Genomic DNA, 11,713 nt, shown 5'->3' on the forward strand with positions numbered 1-11,713 from the left:
TGTCCACAAGCTGGGGTACGTGGTGGCCGAACTCGGGCAACCCGGTCAGAATTCTGGGCAGGGGGAACGAGACGGGCTTCGCCCCACGGGTGCGGCTTACCGACCGATCATCGGGAGGCAGCGGTGAGGACAGCGACACTGGGGCCGGCGGAGCGGGCCGCGTCCCTGGCGGACATGACCGAGCGCGAGCTGGACCTGCTGGTCGTGGGCGCCGGAGTGGTCGGCGCGGGCACGGCTCTCGACGCGGCGACCCGCGGACTTTCCACCGGGCTGGTCGAGGCCCGCGACTGGGCGTCCGGCACCTCCAGCCGGTCCAGCAAGCTCATCCATGGCGGCCTGCGCTATCTGGAGATGCTCGACTTCGCCCTCGTCCGGGAGGCCCTGAAGGAGCGCGGGCTGCTCCTGGGGCGGCTGGCCCCGCACCTGGTGAAGCCGGTGCCGTTCCTGTACCCGCTGCAGCACAGGGGCTGGGAGCGCCTGTACGCGGGCGCGGGCGTCGCCCTCTACGACGCGTTGTCGATGGCCAGCGGCTACGGCCGGGGCCTGCCCATGCACCGGCACCTGACCCGCCGTCAAGCCCTGCGCGTGGCTCCCGCCCTGAAGAAGGACGCGCTGGTCGGCGCCCTGCAGTACTACGACGCCCAGATGGACGACGCCCGCTATGTGGCCACCCTGGTGCGGACCGCGGCGGCCTACGGCGCGAAGGTCGCCAACCGCGCGCGGGTCACCTCGTTCCTGCGGGAGGGCGAGCGCGTCGTCGGGGTCCGCATCCAGGACGCCGAGGGCGCCGGCGAGTACGAGATCCGCGCCAAGCAGGTCGTCAACGCCACCGGGGTGTGGACGGACGACACCCAGGCGATGGTCGGGGAGCGCGGCCAGTTCCACGTCCGCGCGTCCAAGGGCGTCCACCTGGTCGTGCCCAAGGACCGCATCCACTCCACGACCGGGCTGATCCTGCGCACCGAGAAGTCCGTGCTGTTCGTCATCCCCTGGGGGCGGCACTGGATCGTCGGCACCACCGACACCGACTGGGACCTCGACAAGGCGCACCCGGCGGCGTCCAGCGCCGACATCGACTATGTGCTCGACCATGTGAACTCGGTGCTGGCGGTCCCCCTGACCAGAGTCGACGTCGAAGGCGTGTACGCGGGACTGCGTCCGCTGCTCGCCGGTGAGTCGGACGCCACCAGCAAGCTCTCGCGCGAGCACACCGTCGCCCACCCCGTGCCGGGCCTCGTCGTCGTGGCCGGCGGCAAGTACACGACCTACCGCGTGATGGCCAAGGACGCCGTGGACGCGGCGGCGCACGGCCTCGACATGCGGGTCGCGGAGTGCGTGACGGAGGACATCCCGCTGCTGGGCGCCGAGGGCTACCGCGCCCTGTGGAACGCCCGGGCGCGCCTCGCGGAGCGGACGGGCCTTCATGTGGTGCGCGTGGAGCACCTGTTGAACCGGTTCGGATCGCTGACCGAGGAGATCCTGGAGCTCATAGCCGCCGATCCGACCCTCGGCCGACCGCTCCAGGCCGCCGACGACTATCTGCGGGCCGAGATCGTCTACGCCGCCTCCCACGAGGGCGCGCGGCATCTGGACGACGTCCTGACCCGGCGCACCCGCATCTCCATCGAGACCTTCGACCGGGGCACCCGGAGCGCCCGCGAGGCGGCCGAGTTGATGGCGCCGGTGCTGGGCTGGGACGAGGAGCAGATCGAGCGGGAGGTCGAGCACTACCACAAGCGCGTGGAGGCCGAACGCGAGTCCCAGCGCCAGCCCGACGACCTGACCGCGGACGCGGCCCGCCTGGGAGCGCCGGACATCGTGCCGCGGTAGGGGAGGGGGCCGGGCCCGAAGTCGCCCTGCCTCCGCACGTCGTGGGCGGTCCGGCCACTGCGGCCGGCGCCGTCCCACCGTGCCGGGGGAGCGCGCGCTTCGGACGGCTCGGCCTCCCTCGGCTCCCGTCGTCCGGGTGCATTCGAACAAGTTGCGGCACGAGGGGCACCCTGGGCGTCAGGCGCTTGTCGGGTGAGGGACAATGAAGGCTCTGTCAGGGCGGGTTGTATGAGGGGACGCATGTCGGAGGCGGAGCGGGCGGGCACATCTCGTCAGGAGACTCGTCAGGACGACCACGAGCGTCTCCTCGCGGGGCGGTATCGGTTGGGAGGCGTGCTCGGCAGGGGCGGCATGGGCACGGTCTGGCGTGCCGTCGACGAGACGCTCGGGCGGACCGTCGCCGTCAAGGAGCTGCGCTTCCCGTCGAACATCGACGAGGAGGAGAAGCGGCGGCTCATCACCCGCACGCTGCGCGAGGCCAAGGCGATCGCCCGGATCCGGAACAACAGCGCGGTCACGGTGTACGACGTGGTCGACGAGGACGACCGGCCCTGGATCGTGATGGAGCTCGTCGAGGGCAAGTCGCTCGCCGAGGTCATCCGGGAGGACGGCCTGCTGGAGCCCAGGCGGGCGGCCCAGGTCGGCCTGGCCGTGCTGGACGTCCTGCGCTCCGCGCACCGCGAGGGCATCCTGCACCGTGACGTGAAGCCGTCCAACGTGCTGCTGGAGTCCGACACGGACCGGGTCGTGCTCACCGACTTCGGGATCGCCCAGGTCGAGGGCGACCCGTCCATCACGTCGACCGGCATGCTCGTCGGCGCCCCCTCCTACATCTCCCCGGAGCGGGCGCGCGGCCACAAGCCGGGCCCCGCCGCCGACCTGTGGTCGCTCGGCGGTCTGCTGTACGCGTCGGTCGAGGGCGTGCCGCCGTACGACAAGGGCTCCGCGATCGCGACGCTCACGGCCGTGATGACCGAGCCGCTGGAGGAGCCGAAGAACGCCGGACCGCTGCGGGACGTCATCTACGGCCTGCTCACCAAGGACCCCGAGAACCGCATCGACGACGCCCGTGCGCGGGCGATGCTCAACGCCGTCATCCAGGCGCCGCGGACCGACTCCGCCGCCGAGGCGCCGGACGCGACCAAGGTCGTACCGCTGCCGTCGCAGTCCGACGCGCCGTCGCGCAAGGGGCGTTCGGGCGCCGGTTCCGCGGGCAAGAAGGCCGAGGAGGCCGGCGACCGGCTGCGCGGAGCGCTGCGCTCGGTGCGCAAGGCCGCGGTCGGCGCGGGGGCGGCCGGAGCGGCGCGCACCGCGTCCGGCGAGGGGAAGGCCGGGGCCGACGCGGCCACCGGGTCGCCCTCGGCGACGACCGGTACCTCCGCGTCCACCGACGCGAGTTCCTCCGAGAAGGACGCCAGGACGTCCGGCGACGCCGGTTCGGGGCCGAGTTCCGGCTGGCCCGTGATGACGCCGCCGGACCTGCCCGCGCGGCCCGTCCAGCGGGCACCGCTGACCGACGTCGTCCCGAAGCGGACGCTGCTGGTCGTCGCGGTCGTCGTCCTGGTCGCCGTCCTCGGTGTGGTGCTGGCGCTGACGCTGGGCGACGACGGCGGCTCCGAGGCGTCGGGGAACGGCGGAGGGGCCGGCTCCTCGTCCGCGTCGAAGGAGACCCCCGACACCAAGCGCGACGACGAAGGCGGCACGGACCGCGGGGACGACGAGTCCAAGTCCACGGCGGGCCAGGACTCCGGCTCCGGCAAGGGCGGCGGGACCGAGCCGAGCGCCGGGCCGAGCGCGACCGCCGGCGGTGACGGCGGTGACGGACGGGGCTCGGGCGGCGCCGGGGTGGAGTCCACCCACAAGGGCGGCCAGGGATACTCGATCGGGCTGCCGAAGGGCTGGAAGTTCCAGTCCACGGGCTCGGCCGGCGACCGGTTCACCGGGCCGGACGGGCAGAAGCTGCTCGTGGCCTGGACGTCGACGCCCAAGGGCGACCCGGTGGCGGACTGGAAGAGCCAGGAGCGCTACATGGTGCGCTCCCAGTACAAGAAGATCCGCATAGAGCAGGTGGACTACCGCGGCTGGAACGCCGCCGACTGGGAGTTCACCTACGTCGAGGGCGGCACGAAGTACCGCACGATCGACCGTGGGTTCGTCGTGAACGACCATTCCGGGTACGCCCTGATGTACACGGCGAAGGCCGCGGACTGGGACAGCGATCTGCGCAAGGGCACATGGAAGGCGCTCACGGGCACGTTCAAGCCGAAGGCGTGAAGCGGTGGCCTCCCCTCCGGGGGGAGGCCACCGGTATTGCGCCGTGAGATACGGCAACCTCTCTTTGCGAGTTGTCTCCGGCACGTATCGTGAAAGCTTGCGGACCGTACGCATCCCTTCAGACGTCCGGAACGCGACACGAGGCGAACGGAATTGACCGACCGGGCGGCCGGGGGAGGCAACGTGGACGACTACGCGGGCCGGGTGCTCGCCGACCGCTACCGCCTGCCGCTGCCGCCCTCCGACACGTACGAACTCACCGAGAGCCGCGCCTTCGACACCTACAGCGGACAGGAAGTCCTCGTCCGGCAGGTGCCGTTGCCCGAGGTCGTCGAGGCCGAGGTGCTCGACGCCGAAGGGCTGCCCGACGGTTTCACCGCCCGGGACGCGCGGGCCCGCGACACCGGCCGCCGGCCCGCCGACCCCGCCGTGCGCCGGGCGGTCGAGGCCGCGCAGGCCGCCGCCCGCATCCCCGACCACCCCCGCCTCGACCAGGTCTTCGACGTGTTCGCCGAGGGCGGTTCGCTGTGGATAGTCAGCGAGCTGGTGGCGGCCCGGCCGCTCGCCGCGCTGCTCGCGGAGCAGCCTCTGTCGCCGTACCGGGCGGCCGAGGTGGCCTCCGACGTCCTCATGGCGCTGCGCGTCCTGCACGCCCACGGCTGGGTGCACCGCAACATCACCGCCCGGACGGTCCTGGTCTGCGACGACGGCCGGGTGATGCTCACCGGGCTCGCGGCCGGCGCCGCCGAGGAGGCGCTGTGCGGCTACGACCCGGTGCCTCCCGAGGACGGTGACGACCCGGGCCCGGCGCCCGCCGCGGGCACCGGCCCCACCGGCTCCGTCCCCCGCCCGGACACCGACCCGGAGGCGGCCCGGCGGGCCGCCATAGAGGCGCGCACGAACGGGACCCGGCCGGTCCCCGGCACCGACGGCCCCGGCCCGGCACCGGGCGGCGTCCTGGAGACCGGCGCCGACGTCCGGGCCGCCCGGGCCGGAGCGATCGCCGCCTACCGGGCGGGCGCCCGTGCCGCGGCCCGGGTGCAGGAGGCCCAGCAGGGCGAACGCGCCGCCCTGCCCGGCGCCCGCACCGCCCCGGAGGGCCGGACGCCGCAGGCGTACCTCTCCGGCAGCGGCGGCAGCACACCGCCGGGGCAGATCGCCGACCCGTACGGGGTGCGGGCCGCGTCCTGGCAGGGCGTGGTTCCCCGCCCCGGGACCGGGCGCGCCCCCACCGACGCCGACGGCGGCCGTGCGGCGCTCCCGCCCGCGAGCTCCCAGCCGGGCTTCGCCCCACGGGACGACAGCGCGCCCGCCGCGGACGGCCCGGCGGGGACCCAGGCCGTCCTGCCCCCGACGCGTTCCGGGACCCGCTGGGACGAACTGGTGTCCGGTGCCGCCGCTCGCAAGGGGCCCGGCACCGCGCTGGCCGCCGAGCGGGCCCGGCAGGCCAGGATGGCCGTCGTCGGGCCCGTCACCGAGCGGTGGGCGCCGGAGCAGGCCGGGCCCGTCCACGAGAACTGGCAGCTGGCCGCGCCGATCGGGCCGGCGACCGACCTGTGGGGACTCGGCGCGCTGCTCTTCCGGGCCGTGCAGGGGCACGCGCCGTACCCGGAGGAGTCGACGGCCGAGCTGGTGCAGATGGTGTGCGCCGAACCGCCCGCGTTCGCCGAGGAGTGCGGCCCGCTGCGCCCCGTCGTGGAATCGCTGCTGCGTCAGGACCCCACCGAGCGACCCGACTTCGAGGAGCTGCGCGGCTGGCTGCGTTCCCTCGTGCGGTCGGCGCCCGAACCGGAGGCCGGCGCGCACGTCGTCGCCGCCCCACCGGTCGACCCGAACCGCCTGCCGATCGTGCGGCGCCGTGGAGAGCTGGTGCGCAGACGGCGGGCCCGGCTGCCCGCCCACCAAGGCCGGCACAAGCGGGCCCGCCAGGAGGCGCGTTCACCGCGCCGGCTCGGCCGCACCCTGCTGCTGCTCGTCCTGCTCGGCATGGCCGCGGCGATCGCGTACGCCATGCTGTTCATGCCCAAGGACGACCGGGACAGCGGCGCCGGCGCGGACGCCGGGCGCACCCCCGCCGCGGGCCAGGCGCCGCCCGAGCAATCCGCCGAGGCGAGCAGCGCGCCGCGCCCCGAGCAGACCTCGCCGACTCCCGGCGACGGCTCCTCGGAGTCGGCCGGGTCCGACGAGACGCAGACCACCGGGCCCGAGGTCTCCGACGGCTTCACCGTCCGCAAGGACCCGGCCGGCTTCGAGGTCGCCGTGGCCAACGGCTGGAGCCGCAGCGGCGGCAGCGGACGCGGTCAGGTCGTCTACGCGCACGGCGACTTCGACCTGATCGTCGTGGCCGGCCGGGACACCGCGAAGCAGTACGGGGGCGACCCGATGGTCTACCAGCGGGAGCACGAGCAGGAGTTGCAGCCGTACCGGGACTCCAGCTGGGCCTCCTCAGGCGGGCTGAAGACCATTCAGGTCGGCGAACGCAAGATGGCGGAGGGGCAGTTCACCTGGACCGACGGCCAAGGACGCGAACTGTTCGTGCGGAACCTGGCGATCCTCGCCGACGGGCGGTACCACGTGGTCCAGGTGCGGGGGCCGGAGGCCGAGCGGGACGAGGTCACACGGCTGTTCGAGCAGGCGTCGACGACGTACCGCATCACCAGGTGAGGCGGCCCGAAAACCGTGTGTGACAACGGTGTTGGGGTTGCTTCGGCGAGCGGAAGGCGAGAACTGTCACAGTGCGGTCTCCTTGGCACCCCCGCGGTTCCGGTCGGATGGTCCGGTCCCTAACCTGACCCTGTCAAGAACATTGCGGGGCAACGTGAATAAGATGCAGGGCCAGCTCGTCTCGGGCCGCTACCGGCTCACCGAGGCCATCGGCAGCGGCGGTATGGGCCGCGTCTGGCGTGCGCACGATGAGGTGCTCCACCGGGCCGTGGCGATCAAGGAACTCACCGCCGCGCTCTACGTCTCCGAGAACGACCAGGAGCGGCTGCTCGCCCGGACGCGGGCCGAGGCGCGGGCCGCCGCGCGCATCAACCACTCCGCCGTGGTGACCGTGCACGACGTCCTGGAGCACGACGGGCGCCCGTGGATCGTGATGGAGCTGATCGAGGGCCGCTCGCTGGCCGACGCGGTCAAGGAGGAGGGGCGCGTCGAGCCCGCCGAGGCCGCGCGGATCGGGCTGTGGGTGCTGCGGGCGCTGCGTGCCGCGCACACCGCCGGCGTCCTGCACCGCGACATCAAGCCCGGCAACGTCCTGCTCGCCGACGACGGCCGCGTCCTGCTCACCGACTTCGGCATCGCCCAGATCGAGGGCGACACGACGATCACCCGCACCGGGGAGGTCGTCGGCTCCGTCGACTATCTGGCGCCCGAGCGCGTCCGCGGGCACGACCCGGGTCCGGCGTCGGACCTGTGGGCGCTGGGCGCCACGCTCTTCACGGCGGTCGAGGGCCGCTCGCCCTTCCGCCGGACCTCTCCGCTGAGCACGATGCAGGCGGTCGTCGAGGAGGACGCGGGGGAGCCCCACCAGGCCGGGCCCCTGGGGCCCGTGATCACCGCCCTGCTGCGCAAGGATCCGGGCACCCGGCCCGACGCCGCCGAGGCGGAGCAGTTGCTGGCCGAGGCGGCGGAGGGCCGGCGGCCCAGCGGGGCGCAGGCCTATGTGCCCACCCAGCGCAACCGGTACGAGCCGGAGGTGCGCCTCGCCCTCGACCAGGCCGGTGTCCACAGCTCCACGCCGTACCCCCCGACCACCGGGCCGACGGCGTTCGGCCCGCCCGTCGGGGCCGCCCCGGCCGCCCCCGCGCCCCAGCGGCGCCGGCTGCGCTCGGTCGCCCTGGTCGTCGCCCTCGCCGCCGTCATCGGCGGAGGGACGGCCGTGGTGCTGCAGAAGTGGGGCCCCGGCAGCGGCAGTTCGTCCGTCAGCTCCGCGCCCCCGTCCTCGCCCGCCCCGAAGGAATCGGCCACCGAGGGGGCGGGTGCGGACGTGAGCGGTGTGCCGGCCTCGTGGCGGCGCGTCGACGACCCCCTGGGCTTCAGCCTGTACCTGCCGAAGGGCTGGGACCGGAAGGTGGTCGGCGAGGAGGTCGACGGGCTCCAGCAGGTCGACTACTCGCCGGACGGCGGGGAGCACTTCGTCCGGATCTCCGTCGACACCTCGCCCGACTTCGCGACCGCCCACGACCACTTCGTCGACCTGGAACAGCAGGTCAAGGAGCGGCTCATCGGGTACCGGCTGCTGTCCCTGAAGGAGAACCTCTACCGTGACCGCGCGGGCTCCGTGTGGGAGTACACCTGGGACGCGCAGCCCAAGGACACGCCCTTCCCCGGGCCGCGGCGCGCCATCGACCAGGGGTACATCGACCGGGACGGCACCGAGTACGCGATCTACATGTCCGCGCCGCAGAGGGACTGGGCCGAGGCCCGCGCGCGGTTCTCGGCGGTGCTGCGGGGCTGGCGCACGGGATCCTGACCCGTCGGGGCCCCGCGCGGTCGGCGGCTTTTGACGTGCTTTGCTGCTGTGCACAGTTGGCCGATCGGTGCCCGGAGCCCGGGCCTCCGGTGGGGCATGATGAGTCGCATGGGGACCGAGGGGGCCAACTTCCGTGTGATCGCGGGGCGTTACCGTCTCGAGGCGAAGGTCGGCCGTGGTGGCATGGGCGTCGTCTGGCAGGCGACCGACCAGTTGCTCGGGCGACGGGTGGCCGTGAAGGAGATCCCGGTCGACGAGACGCTCACCGCGTCCGAGGCGCGGCGGCAGCGGGCGCTGTGGCTGCGCGAGGCCCAGGCGGTGGCGCAGCTGCGGCACCCGCATGTGATCGTCGTCCACGACGTGATCGAGGAGCACGAACGCCCGTACATCGTCATGGAGCTGATCGACGGCGAGTCGCTGGCCGACCGGCTCGCCGCGCACGGCCCGGTGGACGCCCGCGAGGCCGCCCGGATCGGCGCCGACCTGCTGGACGCGCTGCGCACCGCGCACGCCGCCGGGGTGGTGCACCGGGACATCACCCCCGCCAACGTGCTGGTGGAGAGCGGCACCGAGCGGGTCGTCCTCACCGACTTCGGCATCGCCCGGGTGCCCGGCACCGGCACGCTCACCGAGTCCGGGTCGTTCGTGGGGTCGCCCGAGTACACCGCGCCCGAGCGGATGTCCGGGGCGCGGACCGGTCCGGCCTCCGACCTGTGGTCGGTGGGGGCGCTGCTGTGCGCGCTGCTGAGCGGTGAGTCGCCCTTTCGGCGCGACTCGCTGAGCGGCACCGTGCTGGCCGTGGTCTCCGACGACGTACGGCCGCCCGCGCAGGCGGCGCCGATCCTGCCCGTCGTCCGGGGACTGCTGGAGCGGGACCCCGCCGCCCGGCTGGACGCCGCGGAGGCGGAGCGGATGCTGCGGGAGTTCCTGGTGACCGGCGAGGACCTGGTGCCGAAACGGTTCAGCAGACGGGCGGAGCGGCCGTGGACGACCCACAAGGTCGTGGCGGCCGTGGTGCTGGCCGCCGTGGCGGCGGTGGCGGGGGCGTCGGCGGCGGTGCTGCTGGCCGACGGGGGCGGCGGACACGACGTACCGACCAGCTCGGCGAGCCCGTCGGCGGGGACGACCGGTACGGTGCGGCCGCCCGGCGGGCCGACCGCGTCCCACGGTTCCCCCTCACCCGCGTCCCCCTCACCCGCACCCCCGTCAGCCGACGCCTCTTCGCCCGGGACGAACCGGAGATAAGGAGCGCCCCGCGTCACGGCTCTGTGACCGAGGACGCCGCCCCTGGATCCCCGGCCGCCCGGCGCGATATGGATGGATCCATGAGCAACAACGGGGGATTCCCAGAACGGCCCGACGAGCCGACGAGTTTCGAACTGCAACCTCCGCGGCCAGGGCCGCTCGCCCATGTGCCGCACCCGGACAACCCGTACGCGGCCCCCTCCGCGCCCGTGCCGCAGCAGTCGGCCCCCACCACGCGACCCGGTACGCCCGGCGGACCGGCACCCTCCGCCCGCCCCGCCGCGTCCCCGCCGGAGCCCGGCACCGGCCGGCTGATCGCGGGCCGCTACCGGCTGCTCGGCAAGCTCGGGCACGGCGGCATGGGCACCGTCTGGCGCGCCAAGGACGAGACGGTGGACCGCGAGGTCGCGGTGAAGGAACCCCGCGTACCGGACCATCTTCCCGAACGGGAACGCGCCAACGCCTTCGAGCGGATGCGCCGCGAGGCGCGCGCCGCCGCCCGGCTCGACCACCCGGCCGTCGTGAACGTGCACGACGTCGCCGTCGTGGACGGCCGGCCGTGGATCGTCATGGAGCTGGTGCGGGGCCGCTCGCTCGGTGACGCCCTTCAGGAGGGCACCCTCGGCGCCCGGGACGCGGCGCGGATCGGCCTGGAGGTGCTCGGCGCCCTGGAGGCCGCGCACGCCGCGGGCGTCCTGCACCGGGACGTCAAGCCGGACAACGTCCTGCTCGGCCGTCACGACCGGGTCGTGCTCACCGACTTCGGCATCGCCCAGATCGAGGGCGAGACCAATCTGACCGACACCGGAGGCTTCGTCGGCTCGCCGGAGTACGTCGCGCCCGAGCGGGTGCTGGGCCAGCGCCCGGGCCCGGCCAGCGACCTGTGGTCGCTCGGGGTCGTCCTGTACGCGGCGACGGAGGGCGTCTCGCCGTTCCGCCGCAGCAACACCCCCGCGACACTGCAGTCCGTTCTCAACGCCGAGCCCGCGGCGCCCGCCGCCGCGCGCGGCCCGCTCGCCGAGGCCATCAACGGCCTCCTCCGGAAGGACCCGGCGCGTCGCCCGAACGCCGCGCAGACCCGCGCCCTGCTGGAGCGGGCGGCCAACCCGCCGGAGCCGGCCGTCACCCAGCCCGTGCGGCTCCCGGAAAGCGTGCGGCGGGGTGTCGTGCTGGGGCCGAGGACGCTGCTCGGGATCGCGGCGGCGGCGGTCGTGGCCGCGGTGACGGCGTACCTGGTGATCGCCGACCCGTTCGCCGGGTCGGTGCCGGACGGCTGGGAGACGCACCAGGAGAAGGCCCTCGGCGCGACGCTGCTGGTGCCGGACGGCTACCGGCCGACCCGGCCCGAGAAGACGGACGCCGACCACTGGGTCACGTACACCGACCCGAGCGGTGCCGTCTGGATCAGCCTGCGGCTGGAGAAGAAGGCCGAGGACTCCGGCAACGAGATCGCCGGGTCCGCCGCGGCCGAGATGTACGACGACGACGGCGGCTTCAAACAGAGCGGCGACTACGAGGTCGGCATGCCGCAGAACCCGCGGACCGAGCCCAGGGAGACCACGTACCAGGGCAGGAAGTCCGCCGAGAACACGATCACGTACATCACCACCGACAGCCAGAACCCCCGGCCGCGCCTGCTGCGCGTCTTCTACTACAAGACCTCCGCCGGCGACATGTACAAGCTGTCGGTCGGCTACCCCGGCAAAGGCGACTTCACGGCGCGCGGACGCGAGGTGGCACAGACCGCGATCGACCACCTGGAGATCGGCAAGCTCTGAACGGCGAGGCGGGCCCCCCCCCCGGGGGGGCCCCCCCCCAGCCCCCGGCCCGCACCGCAACCGACGCCGCCCCGGGGGGCCCGCCACCGCCAGGTAACGGGCGGTTTTTGCA

The 11,713-nt window shown here is 74.1% G+C and carries 6 protein-coding genes; all 6 read left to right on the top strand.

Annotation, left to right across the window (positions count from 1 at the left end; genetic code table 11):
- The first annotated feature begins 123 nt into the window (after positions 1-123).
- The 6 genes from ACFRAC_RS10865 to ACFRAC_RS10890 all read left to right on the top strand — a co-directional run bounded on the left by ACFRAC_RS10865 (position 124) and on the right by ACFRAC_RS10890 (position 11,601).
- Positions 124-1,830, top strand: coding sequence for a glycerol-3-phosphate dehydrogenase/oxidase (locus ACFRAC_RS10865; RefSeq protein WP_382923331.1), 1,707 nt, complete (start codon positions 124-126; stop codon positions 1,828-1,830).
- Positions 1,831-2,070: 240 nt separating this feature from the next.
- Positions 2,071-4,104 (top strand): serine/threonine-protein kinase, encoded by a 2,034-nt coding sequence (locus tag ACFRAC_RS10870; RefSeq protein ID WP_382923333.1) that lies wholly within the window; start codon positions 2,071-2,073, stop codon positions 4,102-4,104.
- A 183-nt stretch (positions 4,105-4,287) separates the two neighbouring features.
- Positions 4,288-6,768 carry a protein kinase gene (locus tag ACFRAC_RS10875; RefSeq protein ID WP_382923335.1) on the top strand — a complete coding sequence of 827 codons (2,481 nt, stop codon included), beginning with the start codon at positions 4,288-4,290 and terminating at the stop codon, positions 6,766-6,768.
- 163 nt (positions 6,769-6,931) lie between these two features.
- The gene (locus ACFRAC_RS10880) at positions 6,932-8,578 is read left to right on the top strand and encodes a serine/threonine-protein kinase (RefSeq protein ID WP_382923337.1); all 1,647 of its coding nucleotides are present in this window, start codon (positions 6,932-6,934) and stop codon (positions 8,576-8,578) included.
- Positions 8,579-8,686: 108 nt separating this feature from the next.
- On the top strand, positions 8,687-9,823 hold the full coding sequence (locus tag ACFRAC_RS10885) for a serine/threonine-protein kinase (protein WP_382923339.1): 1,137 nt from the start codon (positions 8,687-8,689) through the stop codon (positions 9,821-9,823).
- Between the two features lie 80 nt (positions 9,824-9,903).
- Positions 9,904-11,601 (top strand): protein kinase, encoded by a 1,698-nt coding sequence (locus tag ACFRAC_RS10890; RefSeq protein ID WP_382923341.1) that lies wholly within the window; start codon positions 9,904-9,906, stop codon positions 11,599-11,601.
- The last annotated feature ends 112 nt before the right edge of the window (positions 11,602-11,713 follow it).

The organism is Streptomyces sp. NPDC056628 (assembly GCF_042792555.1).
Taxonomy (GTDB): domain Bacteria; phylum Actinomycetota; class Actinomycetes; order Streptomycetales; family Streptomycetaceae; genus Streptomyces.